At 38.9% G+C, this 25,725-nt stretch carries 27 protein-coding genes; 11 read left to right on the forward strand and 16 right to left on the reverse strand.

The annotated features are described in order from the left end of the window. Positions 1 to 422: 422 nt before the first annotated feature. Together H4J46_RS05100 and dapA are read left to right on the forward strand one after the other, a co-directional pair. Entirely contained in the window at positions 423 to 818 is a 396-nt protein-coding gene (locus tag H4J46_RS05100; protein ID WP_182232424.1) for a hypothetical protein, read from the forward strand. A 69-nt stretch (positions 819 to 887) separates the two neighbouring features. Further along, a complete protein-coding gene (gene dapA / locus H4J46_RS05105) occupies positions 888 to 1,796 on the forward strand; it encodes a 4-hydroxy-tetrahydrodipicolinate synthase (protein ID WP_404851674.1) in 909 nt (302 codons plus the stop codon). 150 nt (positions 1,797 to 1,946) lie between these two features. On the opposite strand, the gene H4J46_RS05110 is transcribed toward dapA, so the two are convergent. Then, positions 1,947 to 2,819 carry an RluA family pseudouridine synthase gene (locus H4J46_RS05110; protein ID WP_182232426.1) on the reverse strand — a complete coding sequence of 291 codons (873 nt, stop codon included), beginning with the start codon at positions 2,817 to 2,819 and terminating at the stop codon, positions 1,947 to 1,949. 197 nt (positions 2,820 to 3,016) lie between these two features. On the opposite strand from H4J46_RS05110, the gene H4J46_RS05115 reads away from it, so the two are divergent. Both H4J46_RS05115 and H4J46_RS05120 read left to right on the forward strand, forming a co-directional pair. Further along, positions 3,017 to 3,367: a ribonuclease E inhibitor RraB gene (locus H4J46_RS05115; protein WP_182232427.1), complete on the forward strand. Its 351-nt coding sequence runs from the start codon at positions 3,017 to 3,019 to the stop codon at positions 3,365 to 3,367. 16 nt (positions 3,368 to 3,383) lie between these two features. Beyond that, a complete protein-coding gene (locus H4J46_RS05120; RefSeq protein WP_182232428.1) occupies positions 3,384 to 3,596 on the forward strand; it encodes a hypothetical protein in 213 nt (70 codons plus the stop codon). 63 nt (positions 3,597 to 3,659) lie between these two features. On the opposite strand, the gene H4J46_RS05125 is transcribed toward H4J46_RS05120, so the two are convergent. Both H4J46_RS05125 and H4J46_RS05130 read right to left on the reverse strand, forming a co-directional pair. Beyond that, entirely contained in the window at positions 3,660 to 4,334 is a 675-nt protein-coding gene (locus tag H4J46_RS05125) for a nitroreductase family protein (RefSeq protein ID WP_182232429.1), read from the reverse strand. A 127-nt stretch (positions 4,335 to 4,461) separates the two neighbouring features. Beyond that, positions 4,462 to 4,689 carry a hypothetical protein gene (locus tag H4J46_RS05130; protein WP_182232430.1) on the reverse strand — a complete coding sequence of 76 codons (228 nt, stop codon included), beginning with the start codon at positions 4,687 to 4,689 and terminating at the stop codon, positions 4,462 to 4,464. A gap of 357 nt (positions 4,690 to 5,046) precedes the next feature. On the opposite strand from H4J46_RS05130, the gene H4J46_RS05135 reads away from it, so the two are divergent. Beyond that, positions 5,047 to 5,925: a universal stress protein gene (locus H4J46_RS05135; protein ID WP_182232431.1), complete on the forward strand. Its 879-nt coding sequence runs from the start codon at positions 5,047 to 5,049 to the stop codon at positions 5,923 to 5,925. Positions 5,926 to 6,008: 83 nt separating this feature from the next. On the opposite strand, the gene purL is transcribed toward H4J46_RS05135, so the two are convergent. Next, on the reverse strand, positions 6,009 to 9,944 hold the full coding sequence (purL, locus tag H4J46_RS05140; protein WP_182232526.1) for a phosphoribosylformylglycinamidine synthase: 3,936 nt from the start codon (positions 9,942 to 9,944) through the stop codon (positions 6,009 to 6,011). A gap of 196 nt (positions 9,945 to 10,140) precedes the next feature. Between purL and mltF the strand changes: the two genes are divergently transcribed. The 3 genes from mltF (at position 10,141) to H4J46_RS05155 (ending at position 12,791) form a co-directional block, all read left to right on the forward strand. Beyond that, positions 10,141 to 11,577, forward strand: coding sequence for a membrane-bound lytic murein transglycosylase MltF (mltF, locus tag H4J46_RS05145; protein ID WP_182232432.1), 1,437 nt, complete (start codon positions 10,141 to 10,143; stop codon positions 11,575 to 11,577). A gap of 394 nt (positions 11,578 to 11,971) precedes the next feature. Continuing rightward, positions 11,972 to 12,118: a hypothetical protein gene (locus tag H4J46_RS05150; protein WP_182232433.1), complete on the forward strand. Its 147-nt coding sequence runs from the start codon at positions 11,972 to 11,974 to the stop codon at positions 12,116 to 12,118. A 268-nt stretch (positions 12,119 to 12,386) separates the two neighbouring features. Continuing rightward, a complete protein-coding gene (locus tag H4J46_RS05155; RefSeq protein WP_182232434.1) occupies positions 12,387 to 12,791 on the forward strand; it encodes a hypothetical protein in 405 nt (134 codons plus the stop codon). A gap of 111 nt (positions 12,792 to 12,902) precedes the next feature. On the opposite strand, the gene tadA is transcribed toward H4J46_RS05155, so the two are convergent. From tadA to H4J46_RS05190, 7 genes are all read right to left on the reverse strand, one after another. After that, on the reverse strand, positions 12,903 to 13,505 hold the full coding sequence (tadA, locus tag H4J46_RS05160) for a tRNA adenosine(34) deaminase TadA (RefSeq protein WP_182232435.1): 603 nt from the start codon (positions 13,503 to 13,505) through the stop codon (positions 12,903 to 12,905). A 3-nt stretch (positions 13,506 to 13,508) separates the two neighbouring features. Then, on the reverse strand, positions 13,509 to 14,654 hold the full coding sequence (hemW, locus tag H4J46_RS05165; RefSeq protein ID WP_182232436.1) for a radical SAM family heme chaperone HemW: 1,146 nt from the start codon (positions 14,652 to 14,654) through the stop codon (positions 13,509 to 13,511). After that, on the reverse strand, positions 14,655 to 15,254 hold the full coding sequence (locus tag H4J46_RS05170; protein WP_182232437.1) for an XTP/dITP diphosphatase: 600 nt from the start codon (positions 15,252 to 15,254) through the stop codon (positions 14,655 to 14,657). A gap of 333 nt (positions 15,255 to 15,587) precedes the next feature. After that, complete coding sequence (locus H4J46_RS05175) at positions 15,588 to 16,028, reverse strand: DUF4426 domain-containing protein (protein WP_182232438.1); 441 nt, start codon at positions 16,026 to 16,028, stop codon at positions 15,588 to 15,590. Between the two features lie 67 nt (positions 16,029 to 16,095). After that, entirely contained in the window at positions 16,096 to 16,644 is a 549-nt protein-coding gene (locus H4J46_RS05180; RefSeq protein ID WP_182232439.1) for a YggT family protein, read from the reverse strand. 143 nt (positions 16,645 to 16,787) lie between these two features. Beyond that, a complete protein-coding gene (gene proC, locus H4J46_RS05185; protein ID WP_182232440.1) occupies positions 16,788 to 17,600 on the reverse strand; it encodes a pyrroline-5-carboxylate reductase in 813 nt (270 codons plus the stop codon). 130 nt (positions 17,601 to 17,730) lie between these two features. Then, complete coding sequence (locus tag H4J46_RS05190) at positions 17,731 to 18,405, reverse strand: YggS family pyridoxal phosphate-dependent enzyme (RefSeq protein ID WP_182232441.1); 675 nt, start codon at positions 18,403 to 18,405, stop codon at positions 17,731 to 17,733. Positions 18,406 to 18,475: 70 nt separating this feature from the next. Here H4J46_RS05190 and H4J46_RS05195 point away from each other — a divergent pair, with 70 nt between their 5' ends. The 3 genes from H4J46_RS05195 (at position 18,476) to H4J46_RS05205 (ending at position 21,253) form a co-directional block, all read left to right on the forward strand. After that, on the forward strand, positions 18,476 to 19,519 hold the full coding sequence (locus tag H4J46_RS05195) for a type IV pilus twitching motility protein PilT (protein ID WP_182232442.1): 1,044 nt from the start codon (positions 18,476 to 18,478) through the stop codon (positions 19,517 to 19,519). A 35-nt stretch (positions 19,520 to 19,554) separates the two neighbouring features. Further along, positions 19,555 to 20,682, forward strand: a complete 1,128-nt coding sequence (locus H4J46_RS05200; protein ID WP_182232443.1) for a PilT/PilU family type 4a pilus ATPase — start codon at positions 19,555 to 19,557, stop codon at positions 20,680 to 20,682. Positions 20,683 to 20,827: 145 nt separating this feature from the next. After that, complete coding sequence (locus tag H4J46_RS05205) at positions 20,828 to 21,253, forward strand: DsrE family protein (protein WP_182232444.1); 426 nt, start codon at positions 20,828 to 20,830, stop codon at positions 21,251 to 21,253. A 158-nt stretch (positions 21,254 to 21,411) separates the two neighbouring features. Here H4J46_RS05205 and H4J46_RS05210 read toward each other — a convergent pair whose 3' ends face one another. The 5 genes from H4J46_RS05210 to rsmE all read right to left on the reverse strand — a co-directional run bounded on the left by H4J46_RS05210 (position 21,412) and on the right by rsmE (position 25,313). Next, positions 21,412 to 22,344, reverse strand: a complete 933-nt coding sequence (locus tag H4J46_RS05210; RefSeq protein WP_182232445.1) for an AEC family transporter — start codon at positions 22,342 to 22,344, stop codon at positions 21,412 to 21,414. Between the two features lie 83 nt (positions 22,345 to 22,427). Beyond that, positions 22,428 to 22,874 carry a Holliday junction resolvase RuvX gene (gene ruvX, locus H4J46_RS05215; RefSeq protein ID WP_182232446.1) on the reverse strand — a complete coding sequence of 149 codons (447 nt, stop codon included), beginning with the start codon at positions 22,872 to 22,874 and terminating at the stop codon, positions 22,428 to 22,430. After that, positions 22,874 to 23,428, reverse strand: a complete 555-nt coding sequence (locus H4J46_RS05220) for a YqgE/AlgH family protein (RefSeq protein WP_182232447.1) — start codon at positions 23,426 to 23,428, stop codon at positions 22,874 to 22,876. The genes ruvX and H4J46_RS05220 overlap by 1 nt, the downstream gene beginning before the upstream one ends. A 77-nt stretch (positions 23,429 to 23,505) precedes the next feature. Beyond that, entirely contained in the window at positions 23,506 to 24,459 is a 954-nt protein-coding gene (gshB, locus tag H4J46_RS05225) for a glutathione synthase (protein ID WP_182232448.1), read from the reverse strand. 107 nt (positions 24,460 to 24,566) lie between these two features. Continuing rightward, positions 24,567 to 25,313, reverse strand: a complete 747-nt coding sequence (gene rsmE, locus H4J46_RS05230) for a 16S rRNA (uracil(1498)-N(3))-methyltransferase (RefSeq protein ID WP_182232449.1) — start codon at positions 25,311 to 25,313, stop codon at positions 24,567 to 24,569. Positions 25,314 to 25,725 lie beyond the last annotated feature (412 nt).

Genomic DNA, 25,725 nt, shown 5'->3' on the forward strand with positions numbered 1-25,725 from the left:
AATTGTAATATGGGTTTCATGTTAGCGAAAAAGTGACTTGATTGCGCTGTAAATTTAGCTGATTTTTTTCACCAGATTACTGTATTGGCATTATATATAATAAATATAATGCAAAATGAGCTATTAATAACGAAAAACAAAAGTACAGGGGTTATTAAGTGTGCTTTTTTACCTTGTTGTTATTTCTCTGTCACTATCACGCTGGCTAACATAGAGGCTAAAGCATCTATTCTATGGTAATCTTGACGAGAGTAATGCTTAAGTGAAAGTAGTTAAGCCGCACTAAAATAAAGCAGACATACACTAGTGTTGAAATACTGGCGGAATTGTTGAAACACGAGCAAACTTTTAGTCCAATACCTAAGCCTGCCATTTTAAGTGGTTTGGCTATATCGCCATAAATTAATAAGAATTTTAATAACATGACTAAGAAAATACAGTCGTACCATCGCACCCTTTTGTTTGGTAAATGGTATCGCAGCGAACGAGATGACGAAGGCTACATGTTTACCGAATTTGCAGAAATTTCAGCTGATGGTCACTATGAATTTACTTTTATGCAGCATGACGACCATGGCACGGTCTCAGAACAATCGGTAGAATCAGGTGATTGGGGCTTAGTAGGCGATATTCACTTTACCATTAGTAAGAGTGAATTCGTCAATGATGAACATTACGCGGCGGACTTAGAGCATGATGATAATTATCATGCCTATCGCGTACTGACCTTAAATAGCCAAATTTTTGAATATCAACACATCTTAAGTAATGAAGTGTTTATCCTACGCCGAGTTATTGATAATATTGCCTTAAGTTAAACTAATACAAGGGCAAAAGTATCGTCTTCTTGTTATCAGTTTCCATTTATCATTTTTTTGAGAGTTCGGATGAAGCAATTTAAAGCAGCCAGTTTAATGACGGCAATCAAAACACCATTTAATGTCAAAGGCGAAATAGATTTTAATATTTATGATCAATTGGTCGCTAAACAAATTAAAGCTGGTGTTGATGGCATTGTTGTTGGCGGTACTACGGGTGAAGGACACTTGCTTACTTGGGAAGAACATCTAATCCTTATTGCTCATAGTGTTCACAAACATGGTAAAGATTTACTTATTATCGGTAATACCGGTAGTAACAACACTCGAGAAGCTATTAAAGCGACACAATATGGTTTTGCTGCTGGTATGGATGCAACACTGCAAATTAATCCCTATTATGGGCGCAGCTCATCTGAAGGTGTCATAGCTCATTTTGAAAAATTGCTTAATATTGGCCCTGCTTTTATTTACAACGTGCCGAGCCGCACGGGTCAGGATTTAACGCCCGCGTTAATTGAGCCATTATCAAAACATAAAAACTTTATCGGTGTTAAAGAATGTACCGGTAATGAGCGCATTGCCTATTACGAAGAGCGAGGCATTGCGTGCTGGTCAGGTAATGATGATGAAAGTGCCGCTGGGCGCCATCAGTATGGCTCTCATGGTGTTATTTCGGTAACTTCCAATATTGTTCCTAACTTAATGAGACAATTAATCGATGCGCCAAACGACAGTTTACAGCAAAGTATGCAACCGTTAATGCAATGGCTTTTTTGTGAACCGAACCCCATTGCTATTAATACCGCACTCATGATGACAGGTGCTGTAGCGCCTATTTTCAGAATGCCTTATAAAGCATTAACTAAAGTTCAGCGTGAACAAGGTCTAGCCCTACTTACCAAGATTGCTAAGGATGAACTTGTTGGCGATAAACTGATGTTAATGGCAGATGATGACTTTCAATATTGCTGTTAAAAAATCTAACACCTAAAGCGTTAATTTTTTAACCTAACAAGGTCTTTAAAATGAAAAAAACAGTGAGCTTATGCTCGCTGTTTCTGTTTCTAAGGCTATAACTAATTTAAAAGTAAATTAACAGTAAGCTAGATTTACTTGAACTCGCTGCTAATCGATCAATTTTGCTAATTGTGGGTGAAGTGCTATCGGCAGAGAAAAGTACTGTTCAGTATGGTTTATTGGACAGGAAAATTTGAGCTGTACGGCGCAAAGTTGTAAATCTACTGGGTCATCAGCGTCCTTGAGTTGATTTAGCTCTGCTGCTTTACCATGCAGTCGGTCGCCAACAACCGGCAAGCCTATACTAGCGGCGTGAATGCGTATTTGATGCTTGCGGCCAGACTCAATATTAACTTGCAGTAAAGATAAATTACTTGCTTGGTAATGTTCAAGGCAAAGAAAATGACTGCGGGCGCTTTTATCATCAATAGCCAAGTCAATAGTGTCAGGTTGCGGACGCTGCTGGTGATCGCCATGAACAATAATATGATAGGTTTTTTCTACTTGGTTTTGCTCAAACATCATGCTTAATGCCTGTGCGGCACTTTTACTGTGAGCAATTAAAATTAAGCCAGTGGCGGCACGGTCAAGACGATGTACGGGGAAAACTGGCCGTTCAGGAAGCAAGTTTTTTTGTGCCCAGCGCATTACGGTGCAATGGTCACTCCACTTCGAGCCTTGAGACAACATGCCGTAAGGTTTATACCAAACACTGTAATCACTTAAGTCGGCGATTAATATTGCCGGTGTTGGTGTTTGAGATAAAACATTTACGTCATAATAAAAATGCAGTTTATCGTCAAGATGTAATTTTTTTTTCAGGCGACGACAGCGTTGTGTCGTTTTACCGCGGCTATGCCATAATGCGCCTTTATCAATCGCTTTTTTTATTTCACCGACGCTTAAGTCACATTGAATTTGCAGCGCTTCAACGATATTTATCGCACGATCAATATTGATATGGCATTCAAATTTTTTCACAATAAATCTACTCAATTAATAATTAATGCTTAGTTTAACAAATTTTTTCCAATAATTGGCATGGCTAAAAGCAACTTATTATTGCTGCAGGGTGATATTGACTATAAATATGTTGAATTAAGTGTAATTGCCCTTGGTTTTTAACTTCAGAGAAAGATAAAATACCCGCAACAGTAAAACTAATATGAGCACAAGCTATGCAACGTAACGAAAAATTATTTCCACTTGATAATGTCGGTAATGCACTATGGGAGATGTTAAATAGCGGTGATGATTTAACTATTGAACGCGAGTTTGAATTTTCCACCATTTTTTCAAGCCAAGACCAAGCCTTAAAATTTGGTCAGTTACTGTTAGAAAACAATCAGAAATTATCTTTTTGTCCTTATGAAGGTGATGACAAACTTCCTTGGGAAATTACTGCTTATCCTTTTATGTCAGCGAGTTATGAAAACATAGCGGCTTATCAAGAGCTACTAATGACCAGCGCGACACCCTTTTCTGGCCAGTATGACGGCTGGTATTGTGTTGATGCTAGCAAAACCTAAAGGTTGAGAATTTTTTATGGATGAACAACAGTTTGATCGTCTAAAAAGTGTCAGCGCTAAATCATTTAATGATCAAAAAGCCTTGATAAAAAAAGTGCTAGCGGGACGAGATATAGCATGTAAGCAATGCGGAACATTTATCAGAGTTACTTTGCCTGAAGACAAAAAAAATACAGGTTTATTTTGTGCTAAAGGTTGCACGAATATCGCTTTAGATTTTGTCATATAACGAGTTAAGTGATTTTTATTAGCTCGAACGTTTGACCTGACCTAGCTCGTTATATTTTATTTGCTATAAAAATGTTGCGATATCTTCAAGCGATTTTTTTCTTGTTGCGTGATCTGGAATGGTCGCGTCCTCACTTGGATAACCAACAATAAGCAGCATATAAGGCCGGCTATTATCATCACGACCACAAATCTTACTTAAAAATGACATGGGTTTTGGGGTATGGGTTAAGGTTACTAGGCCGCTTGAGTGTAAAGCATGTATTAAAAAACCGGTGGCGATACCGACCGATTCGTGCACATAATAGTTGGTGTTTTTATCTTCTGTAGCAACACCACCTTTCTTCTCACTGAAAACCGCAATCAACCAAGGCGCATGTTCTAGGTAAGGCTTTTTAGCATCTGTGCCTAAAGGCTTTAACGCCTCTAACCACTCTCCACTTGCTCTGCCCTGATAGAAGTTACTTTCATGAATCTCAGCTTGCTGGCGTATTTGTTTTTTAACGTCAATATTGTTGATTGCAACAAAATGCCATGGCTGATGATTAGCACCACTTGGTGCTGTCCCGGCTGCTTTTATACAGTTTTCAATAATCTTTCTTGCCACCAAGCGATCACTAAAACTGCGAACACTGTGGCGGCGTTTAATATTTTCATAAAACTCAGTCGAGCGCTGTAACATTTCGTCAGAGGTGTATTCGATATAATCGCTTAAAGGCGATGAGTTATGGGCCTTCATAAACTAACTGCTTTTATCAATATTTTTTATAGCTTATCGATAAAACTCATTAAAAGGCAAGCTTATGTCAGCATAATCTATTTTAAATGAGCGATGAGTCGCTGGATATATGAGGGGGGAGAGTGATTTAAAAATCGTTGTGTTTTTGATGAGATAACTTAATCAAATAGCTATCGAGCCCAGTATAGCGACGCGTAATTTCAGCGTTATACACGCCAATGCAAAGGAATAGGGTCATAATTAAGCTGATGGTGGGTAAACTCACCGTTTGAATATAGGCAGACAGCAGTGTGGTAATAACAGCACCCACAACGCAATAGCTTAAGGTTATGCGCAACCATATGTATGTTGCCATTAGTGCTTTCTCTAGATAGAGCGGCTTTATAGAGGTAACTTTTTTCAATAGCTGATCTTCTTATATACAAAGTTAATTGTTCACCAATTAGTATAATTAACTAAATAGGAATATATAAGTTAATTTATATTCAAAAATAATATATGAAAGAAGTGAAGTTTATAAACTCATAGCGTTTTTTCAGTGCGAGGTTTAAATACTTTATTTCAATAGTTTATGAGGTTTTATTTTTTAATGTTCGCAAGCGTTGTGAAATCAATAAAAAGCCACTTGTATTAGACAGCATAATTATCAACGCAGAGATTTAAATAGGCTAAAATCATTCATTAACTCCTTAGGGATAAATAAGGTTTTAAAATGAAAAACTTTAAGAATATTTTAGTAATTGCTGAAGATATTGGTCTAAATCAAACACTACTGTACAAAGCGCTGACGCTTGCGCAACGTGCCAAGGCAAGTTTAACTATTATTGCCAATAATCAAGATAAGGAAATAGAACAGCATCTTGAGCTGATTTACCAACAAAAAATAGTACACTTAGCCATGCTAAATGGATATCAAGCATCAAGGCTTAACATTGATATCAATATAAAATATTGTGCAGCTCCGTTTTCTCACCAAGATATACTCGCTGAAATTACTGAACATGCTTATGATTTACTGATTAAAGATATTCATTCAGCACATTTTCAGTGGGGTTTATCTTGGTCTGATAATTATTATTTATTGCGCGAAGGTGAGACAAATCTCTTGCTCGTTGGTGAAACACATTGGCCAGACAGAGGCAAGATTCTAGCGGCGCTAGAAACAGAAGAGTTAACTGAAAAACACCAACAACTAAACCATTTTATGATAGATGAAAGTCAGTACTTGGCTACATTATTAAATAGTGAAGTGCATTTGCTCAACTGTTATCAAGAACAGCCAAGCATTTCATTAGCTGACCCACTATTTGCCGGAGGGTTTGAAGAGCCATTTCAACAGCATTGGCGTCACTTACAAGACTCAGCATTGCGCTATAGTTTAAAGCCTGAGCATATACACGTTGAACCGGGATTACCCGAGTACGTTATTCCACATGAAGCTAAAAAACATCATGCCAATATTGTTACCCTTGGGGCTGGTGAGCATCATGGTTTAATCGATTTACTTAAAGGTCACTCTTGCGAGTATGTTGTTGATGGCTTAGCTTGTGATGCCCTGATTTTAAAAGCTAATAGGTCTAATGCACAATAGTACCTATTAGGAGACATAAAAAAGTTAGGAGGCATAAAAAAAAAGCGCCATTAAGGCGCTTTTTTTATGCTGATATTGGCGACTTAAGCAATAAACCTACGCGCGTTGCGGAACATACGTACCCAAGGCGAATCTTCTTGCCATTCATCTGGGTGCCATGAATTAGCTACAGTGCGAAAAACGCGTTCAGGGTGCGGCATCATAATCGTTACGCGACCATCAGTGGTGGTTAGTGCCGTAATACCGTCTGGCGAACCGTTAGGGTTTGCCGGATAAGTTTCAGTGATCTGACCATAGTTATCGACATAACGCATAGCAACTGTGCCAGATTCGTTTGCGTTATCAATCGCGTCATCAGAACTAAACTCTGCTCGACCTTCACCGTGTGATACGGCGATAGGCATACGAGAGCCAGCCATACCATCAAAGAAGATAGATGGCGTTGGTTGTATTTCAACTAAACTAAAGCGCGCTTCAAAACGCTCTGATTGGTTTTGTACAAAGCGAGGCCATGCGGCTGCACCTGGAATGATTTCTTTCAGGTTTGACAACATTTGACAGCCGTTACACACACCTAATGAGAAAGTATTTTCACGTTCAAAGAATGTTTTGAACATGGCTTTGGCATCTTTGTTGAACAATATTGATTTTGCCCAACCTTCACCAGCGCCTAATACATCACCGTAAGAGAAACCACCACAAGCCACTAAACCATTAAAGTCAGCTAAATCAGTCCGGCCAGATAAAATGTCTGACATATGCACATCAATAGCAATAAAGCCTGCACGATCAAAGGCCGCTGCCATTTCTACATGAGAGTTAACGCCTTGTTCACGTAAAATAGCAATACGTGGATTGGTCCCCTGTTGTGCATCTTTTGCAATTAAATGTGCAACAATATCTTCATTGATATCAAAGCTTAAGTCAGCGCTTAGGCCTGGGTCTTCGGTATCAAATTTAACAAAGTGTTCTTGCTGTGCACATTCTGGGTTATCACGTAGTGACTGCATTTTATAGGTGGTTTGTGCCCATGTAGTACGGTAATAAGTACGAGAGTTTTCTAACACCACTTCGCCATCACGGCTAAAGCGGAGTGTATCTTCGTTATTGATACGACCAATATCAGTACAACAATCGGCAATACCGTACTCAGCAAAAACAGCCTGAATAGCATCAGCATCACTGGCGAGAATTTGAATTACTGCGCCAAGCTCTTCATTAAATAATACATCAACATCGTTGCCTGATATCGATGCTAACTGCGATAAGTCGATATCAACACCGGTATGGCCAGCAAAAGCCATTTCAACCACGGTGGTGAACAAGCCGCCATCAGAAATATCATGGTAAGCGATCAGTTTCTCATCACGTACTAGGGTTTGCATGGCATTGAAGAAAGCTTTTAAGGTTTCAGGGCTATCAACATCAGGCGTTTCATTGCCTAAGTGTTTATAAACCTGAGCCAAACATGAGCCCCCTAAGCGCTGTTTACCTTTTGATAAATCAATGGCAATAAGTTGCGTCTCGCCTAAATCTATACGTAACTGCGGTGTTACCGTTTTACGAATATCTTCAACAACACCAAAAGCGGTGATAATTAATGACATTGGCGAGGTAACAGATTTTTTCTCACCATTTTCATCCCATTGGGTTTTCATCGACATCGAGTCTTTACCCACGGGTATAGTTAAGCCAAGCGCAGGACAAAGCTCTTCACCAATGGCTTTAACCGCTTCATATAAACCAGCATCTTCACCCGGATGGCCTGCTGGCGACATCCAGTTAGCTGAAAGCTTAATACGATTTAAATCGCCGATATCAGTACCGGCAATATTAGTTAACGACTCAGCAACCGCTAAGCGCGCTGAAGCGCCAAAGTTTAATAACGCCACTGGGGTTCGCTCACCTAATGACATAGCTTCACCGTGGTAAGAGTCAAGTGCAGAAGCGGTAACGCCACAATCAGCCACAGGTACTTGCCATGGGCCAACCATTTGGTCGCGATTAACCATGCCAGTTACTGAGCGATCGCCGATGGTAATGAGGAAAGTTTTTTCCGCAACCGTGGGGAGTGATAAAATACGTTCTGCCGCATCAACTAAAGTGATGTCAGCAACAGAGAAATTATCGCCAGCGGCCTTTGCTGTTTCCACGTCCTTGAATATTTTAGGGGTTTTTCCTAATAACACTTCAAGCGGTAAATCAATCGGTGTATCGAGTTTATCATTACCGGCAAAGTGGGCATCAGTCACGGTTAAATGTAGCTCTTCGGTCGCACGACCAACCACAGAAAACGGTGCACGTTCACGATGGCATATTTGTTCAAAAGTCGCTAAATTTTTGTCTGATACGGCAATAACATAACGTTCTTGAGACTCGTTACACCAGATTTCATGTGGCGCCATGCTGCGTTCATCATTAGGGACGTTACGCAGTTCAAAAACACCACCACGACCGCCATCAGCGACTAACTCAGGGAAAGCATTAGATAAACCACCCGCACCCACATCATGAATAAAAGCAATAGGGTTTTCCTCTCCTAGCTGCCAACACTTATCAATAACTTCTTGGCAACGACGTTCCATTTCAGGATTCTCACGTTGTACAGAAGCAAAATCTAAACTTTCAGCTGATTGGCCTGATGCCATTGAAGAAGCGGCACCGCCACCTAAACCAATGTTCATTGCAGGGCCGCCAAGGGCAATTAAGTTAGCACCGACAACAATTTCACGTTTTTGTACGTGTTCATCACGAATATTGCCTAAGCCACCGGCCAGCATGATAGGTTTGTGGTAACCACGCACTTCACTGCCATTGAATGAATTAACTTGTTCTTCATAGGTACGAAAGTAGCCTAAAATAGCTGGGCGACCAAATTCGTTGTTAAATGCCGCGCCACCTAAGGGGCCTTCAGTCATTATATCTAAGGCTGAAACGATACGATTTGGCTTGCCAAAGTCGGTTTCCCAAGGTTGTTCAAAACCAGGTATACGTAAGTTTGACACTGAAAAGCCCACTAAACCCGCTTTGGGTTTTGAGCCAATACCGGTTGCGCCTTCGTCTCGAATTTCACCCCCTGAGCCAGTGGCTGCACCTGGATAAGGAGAAATAGCGGTAGGGTGGTTATGCGTCTCAACCTTCATTAATATTTGAATGTCTTCATGGTGATAACCATAAATATTAGTTTCTGGATGTGGAAAGAAACGGCCGCCTTTATTGCCCACCATAACCGCGGCGTTATCTTTGTAGGCACTTAAGACAAAATCAGGATTGAGTTCATGGGTGTTGCGGATCATCTTAAATAATGATTTAGGCTGTTTTACACCGTCAATAGTCCAATCGGCGTTAAATATTTTATGACGACAATGTTCTGAATTCGCTTGGGCAAACATATACAGTTCTATATCGTGCGGATTACGGCCAAGTTTAGTAAAGTTTTCAAATAAATAATTAACTTCGTCATCGGCTAAGGCAAGGCCGAGTTCACTATTGGCTCGAACTAAAGCGTTTTTACCGCCGTGTTCAATATCAATACTGGTAAGTTCACCAGGCTCTGCACTAGCAAAAAGTGCGCTAGCATCATTGAGATCAGTGAAAATAGCTTCCATCATGCGATCATGAATTAAATTATTTAATGTCGATTGTTGCACTGCCGTCAATGGCGCTGCTTTTTCTGTACTGACATAATAAGCTAAACCACGTTCAAGGCGAATAACCTTAGATAAACCACAGTTGTTGGCAATGTCGGTAGATTTTGATGACCAAGGAGAAATAGTGCCAGGTCGTGGGGTTACTAAGATAAATTGCCCGACAGGCTCATGTTCTTCTATTGTCGGGCCATACTTAAGCAGTTGCTGTAAAACCTGAGACTCTTCAACGTTTAGTGCTGCTGAAATATGAGCAAAGTGGCTAAATTCAGCATAGATATCCGTGACGGGCAGTTTCAGCTCAGCACACTGATTTAATAGCTTGTTTACTCTAAAATCAGAAAGTGCTGGCGCACCGCGAAAGGTTTTCATCAACATCGACATAGACTATTTCACCGGGTTATATTAATTAAGGAAATTAAGCATAAAAAACGCGCGTATTATAGATGAAACAGGGCGATTAGAGAAATGATTTGTCTCATTTCAAACTAACTTTATGAAGGTAAAACTGCTTAAGCAGTAAAAAAATAGCTTTTTAAATAACTCAATTCACGTGACAATGGCTACTATGATAAAAAAACAAATAAAATTATTTGCTCGAAAAGTTAATACACATAAGCTGTTAACCTTGTTGTTACTGCCGTGTCTCTTTATTTTGTCTGCTTGTGAAACACAAAAAACCTCGGCAAATTTGCAGCGTATTATCGATCGCGGTTATGTAACTGTAGGCACACTTTATGGTAACACTAGTTACTATCTTGATGCCGAGGGGCCTGCAGGTTTTGAATACGAACTTGCGCAAGAATATGCTGAATATTTAGGTGTCGAATTAAAAATGATGCCGAGTTACAACTTAAAAGAGTTATTTCAGCAACTCGATAATGGCAGCGTTGATTTGCTGGCTGCTGGGCTAGCGGTCACAGATGAACGCCTTAAAAATTATCATTTTTCGCCAAGTTATGATGATGTCAGCCAAAAGTTAGTTTTCAAGCAGGGTAATATTCGCCCACGTACATTGGCTGATTTAACCGGCACGTTAGAAGTGCTAGAGGAATCTAGTCACGTGGAAAGTTTAGAGCAATTAAAATTATCTAATCCTGAACTATCATGGACGACCACTAGCGAGTTAGATAGCGAAGAACTTTTGTTACGTGTACTTATGGATGAAATTGACTATACCATTGCAGACAGTAATGCCTTGGCCATTAGTCGCCGATATTATCCAGAGATCAGCATAGGATTTACTATCCATGAGGCAGAGTCTTTAGCTTGGATGATCAATAAAAACAGCGATGATTCCATTTTTGCTAGTTTAATTGAGTTTTTTGGTCAAGTGCATCATAACGGTGTTTTGTTAGCGTTGAATGATAAACATTATGGCCACATTGAAGAGTTCAATTATGTCGATACCCGCATGTATATCAAGGCGATTGAAAAAAAGTTGCCTAAATACAAACCGCTATTTGAAAAATATGGTCAAGAAGTTGATTGGCGCTTATTGGCAGCTATAAGTTACCAAGAGTCACATTGGGACCCTCATGCCCGTTCTTATACCGGGGTGCGTGGCATGATGATGTTGACCTTGCCGACAGCAAAACAAATGGGTATAAAAAGTCGCTTAGATGCAGAGCAAAGTATTCGTGGTGGTGCTAAATATATTAAACAACTTATTGAACGTATGCCTGCGCGAGTGCAAGAGCCTGATCGACTTTGGTTTGCGTTAGCGTCTTATAATGTTGGCTTAGGGCACTTAAACGATGCGCGTAAAATCACGAAACAACAAGGTGGAGATCATGACCGCTGGGTCGACGTAAAAGAACGTTTACCGCTCCTAAAGCAAAAAAAGTTTTATAAAAAAACCCGTTATGGTTATGCTCGCGGTGATGAACCTGTTCATTACGTAGAGAATATTCGTCGTTACTATGATACGTTAACTTGGATAGACAATCAGACTAAGCAACTGCCGGCGAAAAGTGAGTTAACGGTGAATGCTGCTCAAGAATAATGGTTAAGGCGTACTAGAATATTATCTGTTATGTCATTAAGTTGTCACAAAGGTGGGTAATACTAAGTGTAATACCCAAGGGATTAAATAAAGGATTAAAAATTCAACCAGGATAAATAGTTAAATTCAGATGTTTTTTTTCCAGACTAAACACAAGTACCTAAAGCTAGCTCACAAAACAGCTATACGGCATTAGCAAAGCCTTGTAGCTTGAGGTAAGTCAGTAGAACAAGGCAAAAAAAGTGTTGAGCAATAGCTGATTTGACGATTGCGCACAGTGAAGAAACTTATTATTTAGACAATTTGAAGGTGATCCATTTGCTAATCTGTTTGGTATAGTACTACTATTAGAAGTCTATATATTATTAGTTATACTTATGCCAAAGAGGTAAATATGAGAATTAAAAAAAGCTTATTAAGCAACCAAAGAAAAAGAACATTAAATCGTAATAAAATAAGATTAGTTAATCGTCGTCATACCCAATTTGCCTTGGATCTGTGCAGCAACGACCGCCCTTGGTTAAATAGCGAAAGTGAGTAGGATTTGAATTGATTTGCTCGCCTCGCCTTTTAATCGTGCTTTCTCCAGTTCCAGTAGGCTTTCCAGTCATTTCGCTCCCAGATTTATTGCATCAACTGCCATTGTAGTCGTCATAAAGTCATGCCATCGCTTTAAATAATCAAATATGTATTGTAAATACAATCGGCTTTTTCACTTATTAATCCAAGCGCACATTTTAGTTGTACAAGAAATAGTACCTAAGTTGGTGTAATAAAACATTTAAGCTAAACTTAGCTTAAGAAAATCAATGTTTAATGAGGTCTCTTTACTTATGCTTGAACATGGCACTTTTTCAGTTGTACTCGAGGGGAATCTGTTAAGCATTACTTTATTAGGTACGTTTAATGACATTGCAACACTTTCTGCTTGTCAGCAAATAGAAGCTAAAGTTGAGAGCTTAAATGGCCAAGCCTTTGCGATATTGGTTAATTGTATTGGCTATGAAGGTAGTACGCCTGATGCGCATAAAATATCCAACCAGTATTTACTATGGTTAAATAAAATAAATTGTATTGCCCTAGCCAGTATTTATAGTCAGAATATTTATGCTGATATTGTAAAAAATGAGCAAGCGGCATTATTTGAACTCAAAAACCGTCAAGAGTTTAATGACCTGCAAGAAGCAAAGCTTTGGCTTTTAAGCCAGTTATAGTGTGCAAGATTTCTAGCACAACATTCCCAGTGCAGTATCTTTGTACCGATTGAGCTGTTTTTCCTCGTTATAATCATTTGGCCATTTTAATTAGTGTTATTCAAATGGTGCTTATTTTAGGGTTATTACCACTTTTTTTGCCGCTTTTTTTTCAGCTTTTTTTGCTGCTCGCCGACGTTTAAAAAAAGTCGACAGCATAGTACTGCATTCATCGGCTAAAAGACCGGCTTTTACGGCCACTTGATGATTATGTTTTTCATGGTTTACTAATGAAAAAGCACTGCCTGCAGCCCCAGTTTTTAAATCGTTACTGGCAAATGTTAATCGCTTGATACGGCTGTGTACCAATAAACCAGCACACATTGGACAAGGCTCAAGGGTAACGTATAGGGTGCAATCTAGCAGACGATAATTTTGTAAATTTTTACCCGCATCACGAATGGCTATCATTTCTGCATGTGCTGAAGGGTCATTATTCATAATCGATTGATTAAAACCTTCACCAACAATTTTCCCGGCACAAACAACCACAGCGCCAACCGGAATTTCATCATGACTGTCGGCAATTCTTGCTAGTTCAATAGCGCGGCGCATAAACTTACGATCGTCATTAGAAAAAGCGTCATCAGAAAAAATGTCGTCAGAAAATCCGTCATCATTTGCTTTACTAACGACTTTAACCTTGTGTTTATCTGCTAAGGTATTTTTTATCATAAGCTATAGAAACATTTCTAATAAATCATTAAGGTAGCGGTGGCCAAGTGTGCTGACTGACCAATGTGTGCCATTAAATTCCATTAGGTTTTTATCTTGGGCTTTTAATAATATCGGTAAAACACTGTTAATGCTTAAGCCAGTATACGCTTGATATTCATCAAGTGAGAAACCTGAAAACAAACGTAAACGATTCATCATGTATTCAAAGGGCAATTCTTCATTGCTTACGGTATGCAGTTTATCCAGTGCTTTTCTACTGATATCTAAATAACCTTTTGGATGTTTTACTTTTACCGTACGGTGAATAGTTTGTTTTTCAACATCAGTAATTTTTCCGTGTGCGCCACAACCAATGCCAAGATAGTCGCCAAACTTCCAGTAATTAAGGTTATGCTGACATTGAAATTCAGGCTTACTGTAAGCTGAAATTTCATATTGCTGATAACCGGCCTGGTTTAATAACGCAATGCCTTGGTCTTGGATATTCCAAAGTACTTCATCTTGCGGTAATTTCGGTGGCCGAGAATGAAAGGCAGTATTAGGTTCAATAGTTAATTGATACCAAGAAATATGGCTTGGATTTAAGCTAATGGCGGTTTTTAAATCATCAAGTGCATGGGCTACCGTTTGTTCTGGTAAGCCGTGCATTAAGTCAAGATTAAAACTTTTCACCCCACACTCGTGAGCTAATTTTGCCGCTACTTTAGCTTGCTCGCTATCATGAATACGCCCTAGCTTAATTAATTTATCTGAAGCAAAACTTTGTACACCCACCGATAATCTTGAAACACCACCATTAAAAAAGCCGATGAACTTATCCGCTTCAACCGTACCTGGATTGGCTTCTAAGGTTATTTCGATATCGGCTTCATGCTCAAAGCGTTGGAGAACTTGTGTTAGCAGTTGCTCAATAGCGGGTGCAGAAAACAAACTCGGTGTTCCGCCGCCAATAAAAATGGAATGTAAGGGCCTATTGTTGAGCTTGAAACGGGTAATATCACTGTCTAAATCGAGCAACAGCTGCGAAATGTAATCTTGCTCAGGTATAGCATGCTTTAGTGCGTGCGAATTAAAATCGCAATAGGGACATTTCTCTACACACCAAGGTATGTGGATATAAAGCGAAAGTGGCGGTGCAATTAACATCTAAGCGAGTTCTTCTAAGAGCAGTGGCACCAGTTTCTGTAGTGCTTGGCCACGATGGCTGAGTTGGTTTTTTAGCTCTCTTGGTAATTGTGCCGATGTCATTTGATGTTCAGCTTGCCAAAATACTGGATCATAGCCAAATCCTTGCAGACCTATTTTTTCTCTGCTAATGCTACCTTGCCATACACCATGACAAATAAGTGGTGTTGGATCGTTTTCATGGCGCATATAAACCAGCACACAATGAAAGCGAGCACTGCGTTGTTCATCAGCAATGTTTTCTAGGGCACTTAGCAGCTTATTGGTATTGTCATCATCATTGGCATTTTCGCCAGCATAACGTGCTGAATAAACACCAGGTGCGCCGTTTAACGCGTCAACTTCTAGACCTGAATCATCAGCAATAGCTGGTAAACCGGTGATTTTTGCCGCGTGACGAGCTTTAATAATCGCGTTTTCGACAAAGGTTGTGCCTGTTTCGGCAGCATCACTTACATTGAATTCGCTTTGTGGCTTAATTTCAATATTTTGCGTTGCTAGCAAACTGGTAAGTTCGTTAACTTTACCTTTGTTACCTGTGGCTAATACAATAGTGGTCATGGAAAATACCTTTTATATTCCGAGCTAAAGCCTAGCTAATGTCTGATTAGTGGCCTAGCTTAAACAAGCCGTTTACAACCTAGGATACTGATAAGTAAACGACTAGATAAATTAATTAAAACAATGGCGCGCATAATACCTTAATCTGTATCAAAGAGGGAACATCAAAGACACAATTACCCAAAACTGAACACAAGATGGCGATAATGTAATAAGATTGCTATCAAGGCCAAAATGCTAGTTTATGTTAAAAGCAGGCAATAAAAAACGGCAAATTAATTGCCGCTTATTTGGGTTAAGTCTCATTAGTCGCTTAGCTAGTCAAAAATAAGACTAGTCAACATAAAATTTTTGAGAAAACTTTAAGTTATGTTGCTTGCCTTTATCTGTAATATTAATATCAAAATAGATGGTTTCTTTATTGGTATAACTCACTTGTGCAAGATAATAAACCGCATCACCTTCTTTTACTTCGGTAAATTCTAATGATTTAATTTGCCCAACATCGTTCCGGGCTTTACCGTTAATAAATACTGTTTTTGACGGATTACCAGCTTGGGTATTATCCAGCACTGAGATATTGACTAAACCTTTATAGCGGCTACGTTCAATACCGTATGCTTTAGCAATTTCAGGAGTTAAAAATGCCGAACCTAATGCAATGTAATGTACATTAAGACCATCCATTTTTTTCATGTTTTCAGCGCTACTGGTGGTAATAACAGACAGTGCTAATAAAGTAATTAATACAAGTTTGTTGATGATATTCTTCATGTTGATGACCTTATTATTTAAGTCGTTGATGTTAAGTATATATGACAATCTCAATTTAGATAACCGCTTATAACATTGCCCAATATGGTATCCAACCTCTAAAGAGAATATTAAGTACGTTCAATAATAAAAAGGCGATTAGCACAGATAAATCAAGTCCACCAATGCTGGGGATAATGCGCTTAATCGGTGCTAAAACCGGTGCAGTCAGTTGATGAAAAATCATTTGTGTTGGGTTGTAACCTTGAACTACCCAGCTCATTAACGCCATAACCAACATAATGATAAACAGTAAGATTCCGGTTTGTTTAATAAGATATATTAAGCCCAAATACAAAGCAGAAACGATATCAATAGGGCCACTATTAATTAATGGAATAATGATAAAAGTTAAAGTAGCGAATACATAAGCTAAAACAATGGTGGCTAAATCAACACCAGCAATACTGGGGATGACACGGCGCAATGGGATAACTAATGGGTTACTCACTTTGACAATAAATTGACTAAAAGGGTTATAAAAATCAGCGCGCACTAATTGTAACCACACTCGCAATACTAAAATCATGAGTACAGTGTCAAAGGCAAATTTAAGCAAGTAATTAATTGCTTCCATCGAAAACTCCAAAATTATGAGAAGGGATTTAATCATCATGTAATAGTAATTCAAGTTACTATTGGAGACCTAAAAGATTAAGAATCAGTATGTTACTAATTTTTTATACAGTTAAAATCTCAAACATGATGATAATAATACTATTAACCATTTTTCGCCATTTCTTTAGCACGATCTACAGCACAATTCATGGCATTTGATACCAGTGCCTCTAATCCACCTTCAATCAAAGAACTCAGAGCTGCTTGGGTTGTGCCACCTTTAGAGGTTACGTTTTCACGTAATTTACTGATCGGTAACTGATTTTCTATCACCATCTTAGCTGCGCCTAAGGCGGTTTGCTGAACAAGATCTCTACTATCTTGTTCGCTAAAGCCATAAGCTATGGCCTGTTTTTGCATCGCTTCCATAAATAAGAAGAAGTAGGCAGGGGCAGAGCCTGACACGGCAATGATATGATCAATCTGTTGTTCTGATTCTAACCATTTAACAATACCGACTGATTCCATAAGCGATGTGGTGAATGCTCTTTCTTCACCATTAGTGTGATCGTTGGCATATATTCCAGACACGCCAAAACCTAGTTGTGAGGGAGTATTTGGCATAGTTCTGATCACAGAGCATGGTTTATTAAGCGCCTGCTCTATTTGCTTTATGGTGCATCCTGCCGCAACAGAGATAAAACATTTACCGGTAATATCCATATGCTCACTTAAGTGTTGGCATACATCGCTAATAAGGTAAGGCTTAACGCCAAGCACAATAACATCAGCAAATGTTGTTGCTTCAATATTATCTGGTGTTTGCTTAATGCCATGTGTTGCTTGCAATGCTAAGCGTTTTTCGGGCGATGGATTCGACACCATGATATTTTCAGGGTTGAAACCGCCATTGATAAGGCCAGAAATAATAGCGCCGTTCATGTTGCCTGCGCCGATAAAAGCTATTTTTTTCATAATTTTCCTTCAAGAATTACTGATTTGATATTTAGTCGTCGCTCAAATACGGTAGTAAACCGCCACTATTATTAGCGGCAGATAATTTTTATATTAACATTATTATATTATTTTTTTTGCACTGATTTACCTAGCTTCTAGCGCCAAATATAGCTGAGCCAATACGTACTAACGTAGAGCCTGCATTAATCGCAAGTTGTAGGTCAGCAGACATGCCCATTGATAACGTGTCCATGGTGGGATATTGCTGTTTAAGTTTGATGAACAGGTTCTGCATCTTAACAAAACTTGCCTGATCAGCATTTTTTTCTGGAATGGCCATCAAACCACGCAAGCATAAATTGTCACAAGTTTCGATAACAGCCAGCAGCTCAGGAAGCGCTTCGGGTAAAACGCCAGCTTTACTTAATTCGCCACTAATATTCACTTGTAAACAAATGTTGAGCGGAGTATCTTGACCAGACCTATGCTCGTTAAGACGTTTAGCCACTTTAATTCTGTCTATGCTATGTACCCACGAAAAATGGCTAGCGATTAATTTGGTTTTATTGGTTTGAATTGGGCCAATAAAATGCCAAGTTATATCTGACTTATTTTGTAAAGCGATAATTTTTTCCACCGCTTCTTGTACATAGTTCTCGCCAAAATCTCGTTGTCCTGCGTGGTAAGCTTGTTCCAGCATTTCAATAGGTTTAGTTTTACTTACCGCCAGCAAAGTGACTTCATCAGGGTTGCGGTGAGCAAGTTGACAAGCAGAAGCAATTTGCAGTTTAACCGCAGCAATATTATCTTTAATAGCAATCATATTGTTTATTTCAGTTCTCAATGACTTATTAAGTTGTTAGTTCAATTATAAATTAGACTAAGAGGTTTGTATGGATATTACCGAATTATTAGCATTTAGTGTCGAAAATAATGCTTCAGATTTACATTTATCAGCGGGAAGTCCCCCGTCTATTCGCGTCGATGGTGATGTGCGTAAGTTAAATATACCAGCATTTGACAAAAAAGATGTTAACGCTTTGGTCTATGATATTATGAATGATAGGCAACGCAAAGAGTATGAAGAAAATTTAGAGGTCGATTTTTCTTTTGAAGTGCCTAATCTAGCACGCTTTAGGGTCAATGCCTTTAATCAAAATCTTGGCCCTGCTGCAGTATTTCGTACTATCCCGAGCAAAATACTCTCATTAGATGACTTAGGTTGCCCTGATATTTTCCGAGATATAGCCGATCTCCCTCGTGGTTTAGTCTTGGTTACTGGGCCTACAGGCTCAGGTAAATCAACAACGCTGGCCGCGATGGTTGATTATATAAATAAAAATAAGCACAATCATATATTAACTATTGAAGATCCGATTGAATTTGTGCATCAAAGCCAGTCATGCTTGATTAACCAACGCGAAGTTCATCGCGACACCTTAAGTTTTAGCGCCGCATTACGCTCGGCATTACGTGAAGACCCTGACGTTATTTTGGTGGGTGAAATGCGTGATTTAGAAACCATACGTTTAGCGATGACCGCAGCTGAAACCGGCCATTTAGTTTTTGGTACCTTACATACAACTTCAGCACCAAAAACAATTGACCGTATTATTGATGTATTTCCGGGCGAAGAAAAAGCTATGGTGCGTTCAATGCTTTCTGAGTCATTGCGTGCGGTAATCTCGCAAACCTTGGTTAAAAAAGTGGGTGGCGGCCGTGTTGCTTCACACGAAATTATGATGGGTGTGCCGGCAATTCGTAATCTTATTCGTGAAGATAAAATTGCACAAATGTATTCAGCTATTCAAACGGGTATGTCTCATGGCATGCAAACGATGGATCAATGTTTAAAAAACTTGGTCAACCGCGGCATGATAACTAGGCAAGATGCTATGGACACAGCGTATGATAAAAACCAATTTAATGGTTACTAGTCTTGCTGGTGTGAAATAAAGCGAAAGGTAATTAAATGAATTTTCATGATTTATTACAGAAAATGGTGCACCACCAAGCATCAGATATGTTTGTTACGGCTAAATTGCCCGTTAGTGCAAAAATTAATGGTGAACTTATCGCTATTGATGAGCAAGTTTTGTCGGCGACTGAGGCTCTAGGCTTAGTGCATAGCGCTATGTCAGAAAAACAAAAAATTGAGTTTGAAGAAAGCAAAGAATGTAACTTTGCTATTTCAATTGAAGGCATTGGCCGGTTTCGTGTATCGGCATTTTGGCAGCGAGATATGGCGGGTATGGTTGTTCGCCGTATTGTTACCGAAATACCCGAAGTGGATGATCTGGGTTTACCCTCAGTACTAAAAGATGTAGTGATGTCAAAGCGCGGTTTATTGTTATTTGTTGGTGGTACGGGTACCGGCAAGTCAACGTCAATGGCAGCGTTAATTGGCTATCGTAACAAAAACTCTCGTGGCCATATCCTGACGATAGAAGACCCAGTTGAGTTTGTTCATGAACACGGTAAATGTATGGTAACGCAACGTGAAGTAGGTTTAGACACTGAGAGCTTTGGTGCCGCCTTAAAGAGTTCTCTGCGCCAAGCCCCTGATGTTATTCTCATTGGCGAAATTCGTAACCAAGAAACTATGGAACATGCGTTGAGCTTTGCAGAAACTGGCCACTTATGTATTGCGACCTTGCATGCTAACAATGCAAACCAGGCTATTGATCGTATTATGCATTTAGTACCCGCAGATCAACATGGCAAACTACTGTTTGATCTGGCGTTAAATTTACGCGGTATTGTTGCGCAACAATTAATTTCAACGCGTGATGGTAATAGCCGAGTGGCAGCGATTGAAGTATTACTTAACTCGCCGTATATCGCTGAGTTAATTAAAAAAGGTGATATAGGTAGTATTAAAGAAGTCATGGAAAAGTCTACCGATCAAGGTATGCAAACATTTGACCAAGCATTATTTCATTTGTATCAACAAGGACTTATTAATTACGCGGATGCTTTGCATCATGCTGATTCGCCTAATGATTTACGCTTAATGATTAAATTGCGTAGCAATGAGCAAGGGGGAACAGGTTCATTGTCGGGTGTAACAATTGATGGTTTAGCGCCAAAAGAGCAATGATAATTATCTGAAAATCACTCTTTCTAAATATAAAGGCATGCCTATATCGGCATGCTTTTATATTTAGAAGGAGTGGTGATTTTTTTAAACGCCATAATATAATAAAGTAAAATAGAGTTGAGCTGCAAAATAAAAGGATCGGCCAATGTTATTTACAATACGTGTGTTAATGCTTGTTTTAGCCTTCACTACGGCCAATTTTTCCATAGCTGGAGCTGATGAATTTATGGCAGGGCCAGTCATTAAAAACTATGGCAAGCATGCCAAGGTTCAACAGGATTTTAATTTTGATAAAAATAGTGTCTTTAAAGTCGCTTTTGACATCAGTGAGCAAGGAAAAATAGGCGAGGTTAATCAAAAGTTCGAGACTCTGGCGCGTTTTATTAACATGCATGTGGCAAATGGTATACCGGCAAGGAATATTCATTTAGCTTTGGTAGTACATGGTAAAGCGGGTTTTGATTTACTAAAAAGACCGTTGTACCAAAAAAAGTTTCAGCAAAAAAATGCCAATAGCGCACTGTTGCAAGACTTGATGAAAAATCAAGTAAGGGTTTATTTATGTGGTTAATCGGCCGCTTATTATGATATTAACAATGGCATGTTAGTGACAGGTGTTGAAGTGGCCTTGTCTGCAATAACCGCTCATGCAGTATTACAGAGCAAAGGTTATAACGTTAATTCATTCTAAGGCTTTCAATAAGGCTTTATAAAGCCTTTATAAAGCCTTTATAAAGTAAAGAAGCTCGACAAACCCCATATCCATAAAGGGACAGAAACGATAGATATTAAGGTGGTAATTACCACTATTCCGGCTATAGTCTCTTGATGTTTTGCATGTTGCTTGGCAATTAAATAAGCATTTACACCCGTTGGACTTGCACTTAAAATCACTAACGTCATGGTGGTGAGCGACGAAAACTGAAATATAAAATGACTAGTTAAGAGAATTAAAGTCGGTAACAGTACTAGTTTTATTAAACTGGCAGTAACAATAAATTTAACTTCATTGCGAATTTTATAAAAGGCTAGCGAAGCGCCAAGTAAAAAAAGTGCTAAGGTAATGGCCGGTTTACCTAACAATAACAGACTGTTGTTAACGATTATGGGTAATTTTATCGTCATTAAATTAATGACAAAACCACCGGTAATAGCAATGAGTAATGGGTTGTAAAAAGTCTGCTTGAGAAATATCCACCAATTAAACTGCTTAATATTAACCGCCAACACACTGGTGATGCCAATTAGTAGCGCACTGTGTAAACTGACCACTAAAAATATTGTTGGCAATACTTGCTCACCGAGCACCATTAAGGCGATAGGCATGCCAACAATAACATTATTTGAATAACCAGCGCCGAAAGCGTAAACCGCGGATGCAGGAAGATCACCTTTTAAATGCTGGTGAAAATAGTAATTTATCGTCCAAGCTAGGCCATAAACTAACAATAACGGTAAATAAAAGGCACTATAAATATTCAAATTTATTGTGCTCATATCCGCATTGGCCAATTGTTGAAATAAAAATGCCGGAATAGCGATATTAAAGGTAAATTTACTTAAGGTATCGACTTGGCTTTTATTAAACCAGTTACTTTTAGCCAGTATAAAACCGAGCAAGCCAACAATAATTAATGGACTAATAAGTATGAAAATAGCCATTAAACGCTGATGACACTGACGAGAAAGTAAAACTCGCTAAACAAGTACTTGCTAATACTCATAAGGGCAGGTTGTTATCACGGTTAATCGGCTTCATATTGATTTTCAAAATAACTTTCTATAATTAATTTTGCTGATGCGGCGTCGATATTATCTTTTTTAAGATTACGGTAACCGCCTTCTGCAAACAGTGCTTCTTTGGCGGTGGCGGTGGTTAGGCGTTCATCTTGAAATTCAACTTTGACGCCAAATCGTCCAGATACTCGGTTACCGAACTTTTTCGCGTCATGGGTTAAGGGTTGCTCGCTACCATCCATATTGAGTGGTAAACCCACTACAATAAAGTCAGGTTGCCATTCGTGCATAAATTTGGTCATTTTATCCCAATCAGGAATACCATCACGCGCTTTTACTGAACCTAAAGGTGAAGCTGAACCGGTCATTTCTTGACCGACAGCAACCCCAATGTACTTTTTGCCAAAATCAAAGCCAAGTATTGTTCGTTCGCCAATTGCGGTTTTACTCGCCATTATGCATGACCTACTTGGCTGGATAAATGAGCCATATCAATACCTAATTTTTCAGTGGCTTTTTTCCACCTTTGTTCAATAGGCGTATTAAATATAATATCGCCATCGGCAGGGGTGAGTAGCCAAGAGTTAGCTTTAATTTCTTCCTCTAATTGGCCTGGTCCCCAGCCAGCATAGCCTAGGGTTACCATATATTTTTCAGGTGCTTGTGCCGTACCAAGGGCTAATAAAATATCTTTTGAGGTTGTGATCATTACCTCATCAGTTAAGGCTAAAGAACTCTTCCAGCCCACTTGTGTGCTGTGTAAAACAAAGCCACGGTCTTGTGAAACGGGGCCACCAGTTAAGACTTGTTGGTCTAACTCTGGTGCTGCAATTTTATCTTGATCTATTTGGGTTAATAATTCGTTCAAGGTGACATTAATAGGAAGGTTTATGATCAAACCCATTGCCCCTTCAGCATTATGCTCACAGATATAAGTCACTGTTTTATTAAAATAAGAGTCGTCTAAACTGGGCATAGCAATTAAAAGTTGATTTTCAAAACTATCCATAAATATACCTTAATAATCAGAGAGAAATACACTAAAGGTCGCTTTGCCTTTAGCAATCTTATTGCGATTGGCATTAACTAGCGTTTTCTGATGTTTTGCTCAATAGCATCCATTAGTTTACCGCTAATATTTATTGGGTATGCTGCTTCAATTTCGCGAATACAGGTTGGACTTGTTACATTGATTTCAGTGACTTTGTTGCCAATAACGTCTAAACCAACAAAAAATAAGCCACGTTTTTTCAATTCTGGTGCAATAGTTTCAGCAATAAATTTGTCGCTAGCACTTAATGGACGCGCTTCACCACGACCACCAGCGGCTAAATTACCGCGGGTTTCTCCTTGTGCAGGAATGCGGGCTAAACAGTAAGGCATTGGTTCACCATTAACGATTAATATGCGTTTATCACCGTCAACGATTTCTGGTAGGTACTCTTGTACCATAGCATATTGTGTTGAATTTGCTGTTAATGTTTCAAGAATTACCCCAACATTGGGATCATTCTCACCAATACGAAATATAGATGAACCACCCATACCGTCTAATGGCTTGATGATAATATCTTTATTTTCTTTATGAAATTCTCTAATTTTTTGATTATTACGTGTGACTAATGTCTTCGGTGTTAACTCTGGAAACCAAGCGGTAAATAATTTTTCGTTACAATCACGTAAACTTTGTGGCTTATTAACAATCAAAGTGCCCGCAACTTCTGCGCGCTCTAACATGTAGGTGGCATAAATAAACTCAGTGTCAAACGGTGGATCTTTTCGCATTAATACCGCATCTAAGTCAGCTACATTAATGTCTTCTCGTTCATCTAGTTCATACCAATGCTCAGTGTCGTCAAATACTTTCACTTTTGCTGCTGTTGCTCGACAAACACCTTGCTCTAAATAGAGATCTTGCATTTCCATATAATAAATTTCATAACCACGCGCCTGCGCTTCAAGCATCATCGCCATTGAAGAATCTTTTTTTACCTTGACCTGGGCAATAGGGTCCATAACAACGCCAATTTTTATGCTCATGTGTTTTCCTAAAGGTTATATGTTGATAAATGCCATGACATTATTTAAATGCTGCAAGCCATTAAATTCTGTTAGTTGCTCTATGGTGCACGAAACGTAACACTTAGTTAATTTAAATCACCGTAACGACATTGTAATGCTGTTATTGCGGTTAGGGCTGCGGTTTCTGTTCTTAGTACTCGTGGCCCGAGTAAAACATCGTGAAATCCTGCTGTATTGGCACGAGCAATTTCATCATCACTTAAACCACCTTCTGGACCAATCAACAGGCGAACCCGTTGGTTTTCTATTGGCAAACTCATAATAGAGTGCTGGGCTTTAGGGTGTAAATTTAGCTTTAATGCGGAACTTTCTTGTTGTAACCAGTCATCCAAATAAATGGGTAGGGCAACAATAGGGACAGTGCAACGGCCACTTTGCTCACAAGCGCTGATTACTATTTTTTGCCATTGTTGGTGTTTTTTCTCTAAACGCTCGCCGCTAAGTTTTACATTGCAACGCTCACTAAAAATAGGCGTAATGGTATTAATACCTAACTCTACTGATTTTTGCAGAGTAAAGTCCATGCGTTCACCGCGTGAAATACCTTGTGCTAAATGAATATTGAGTGGCGACTCGTTTTCAACAATATTTTTAGTAATAATATCTACATTAGCAGACTTTTTAGTTACATTACAAAGTCTTGCTTGATACTCAAAATAACCTTCTTGCTCTGCTATACCATTGAATAGCGTAATGTCATCACCGTCTTTAAGTCGTAATACGCGCACAATATGGCCAAAAGCGTCAGCATTTAATACTTGTGTTTGGCCTATTTCAAATGTTTGTGCTTGGTAAATACGAGGGTTACGCATATAAGGTTATCCATGTTTATTGTCGCAGCTATAGATTAGTGATATTACAGTAGCCGTTCAGGTTAAAGTTAATAGCGATTAAAGGTCAAGGCTTTGTTGCTAGAAAGTATGAGTAATAATTTTTCTAATATAGCCCGTTAATAAGGGCAACTCATCGTAAATTCAATTGTTTATATTTAAAAATCACATCATTGTTGTTAGCATCGGTTCAAAATAAAACAGAAAAACTCGCAGGTTATTAAAACACTTGAAATTGAGATACGGCTCATCTTGATTGAATATTTATTAAGATAACTCACTTGCCAGACAATTTATTATTTGCACCTAACTTATGATACGACCCGTATTATTTTTATCTATCTGCTTGAGTATATCACTGTAATCATTGAGGTTGGTAAAGTACCTGCTAAAT

Origin of the sequence: Colwellia sp. MB02u-6 (assembly GCF_014077095.1) — a bacterium.
Taxonomy (GTDB): Bacteria; Pseudomonadota; Gammaproteobacteria; order Enterobacterales; family Alteromonadaceae; genus Cognaticolwellia.

Bases quoted from the DNA above. Each gene is read 5' to 3' on its own strand.
- H4J46_RS05100 (WP_182232424.1), top strand. From the start codon at position 423: ATGACTAAGAAAATACAGTCGTACCATCGCACCCTTTTGTTTGGTAAA.
- dapA (WP_404851674.1), top strand. From the start codon at position 888: ATGAAGCAATTTAAAGCAGCCAGTTTAATGACGGCAATCAAAACACCA.
- H4J46_RS05115 (WP_182232427.1), top strand. From the start codon at position 3,017: ATGCAACGTAACGAAAAATTATTTCCACTTGATAATGTCGGTAATGCA.
- H4J46_RS05120 (WP_182232428.1), top strand. From the start codon at position 3,384: ATGGATGAACAACAGTTTGATCGTCTAAAAAGTGTCAGCGCTAAATCA.
- H4J46_RS05125 (WP_182232429.1), bottom strand. From the start codon at position 4,334: ATGAAGGCCCATAACTCATCGCCTTTAAGCGATTATATCGAATACACC.
- H4J46_RS05130 (WP_182232430.1), bottom strand. From the start codon at position 4,689: ATGGCAACATACATATGGTTGCGCATAACCTTAAGCTATTGCGTTGTG.
- H4J46_RS05135 (WP_182232431.1), top strand. From the start codon at position 5,047: ATGAAAAACTTTAAGAATATTTTAGTAATTGCTGAAGATATTGGTCTA.
- purL (WP_182232526.1), bottom strand. From the start codon at position 9,944: ATGAAAACCTTTCGCGGTGCGCCAGCACTTTCTGATTTTAGAGTAAAC.
- mltF (WP_182232432.1), top strand. From the start codon at position 10,141: ATGATAAAAAAACAAATAAAATTATTTGCTCGAAAAGTTAATACACAT.
- H4J46_RS05150 (WP_182232433.1), top strand. From the start codon at position 11,972: ATGAGAATTAAAAAAAGCTTATTAAGCAACCAAAGAAAAAGAACATTA.
- H4J46_RS05155 (WP_182232434.1), top strand. From the start codon at position 12,387: ATGTTTAATGAGGTCTCTTTACTTATGCTTGAACATGGCACTTTTTCA.
- tadA (WP_182232435.1), bottom strand. From the start codon at position 13,505: ATGATAAAAAATACCTTAGCAGATAAACACAAGGTTAAAGTCGTTAGT.
- hemW (WP_182232436.1), bottom strand. From the start codon at position 14,654: ATGTTAATTGCACCGCCACTTTCGCTTTATATCCACATACCTTGGTGT.
- H4J46_RS05170 (WP_182232437.1), bottom strand. From the start codon at position 15,254: ATGACCACTATTGTATTAGCCACAGGTAACAAAGGTAAAGTTAACGAA.
- H4J46_RS05175 (WP_182232438.1), bottom strand. From the start codon at position 16,028: ATGAAGAATATCATCAACAAACTTGTATTAATTACTTTATTAGCACTG.
- H4J46_RS05180 (WP_182232439.1), bottom strand. From the start codon at position 16,644: ATGGAAGCAATTAATTACTTGCTTAAATTTGCCTTTGACACTGTACTC.
- proC (WP_182232440.1), bottom strand. From the start codon at position 17,600: ATGAAAAAAATAGCTTTTATCGGCGCAGGCAACATGAACGGCGCTATT.
- H4J46_RS05190 (WP_182232441.1), bottom strand. From the start codon at position 18,405: ATGATTGCTATTAAAGATAATATTGCTGCGGTTAAACTGCAAATTGCT.
- H4J46_RS05195 (WP_182232442.1), top strand. From the start codon at position 18,476: ATGGATATTACCGAATTATTAGCATTTAGTGTCGAAAATAATGCTTCA.
- H4J46_RS05200 (WP_182232443.1), top strand. From the start codon at position 19,555: ATGAATTTTCATGATTTATTACAGAAAATGGTGCACCACCAAGCATCA.
- H4J46_RS05205 (WP_182232444.1), top strand. From the start codon at position 20,828: ATGTTATTTACAATACGTGTGTTAATGCTTGTTTTAGCCTTCACTACG.
- H4J46_RS05210 (WP_182232445.1), bottom strand. From the start codon at position 22,344: ATGGCTATTTTCATACTTATTAGTCCATTAATTATTGTTGGCTTGCTC.
- ruvX (WP_182232446.1), bottom strand. From the start codon at position 22,874: ATGGCGAGTAAAACCGCAATTGGCGAACGAACAATACTTGGCTTTGAT.
- H4J46_RS05220 (WP_182232447.1), bottom strand. From the start codon at position 23,428: ATGGATAGTTTTGAAAATCAACTTTTAATTGCTATGCCCAGTTTAGAC.
- gshB (WP_182232448.1), bottom strand. From the start codon at position 24,459: ATGAGCATAAAAATTGGCGTTGTTATGGACCCTATTGCCCAGGTCAAG.
- rsmE (WP_182232449.1), bottom strand. From the start codon at position 25,313: ATGCGTAACCCTCGTATTTACCAAGCACAAACATTTGAAATAGGCCAA.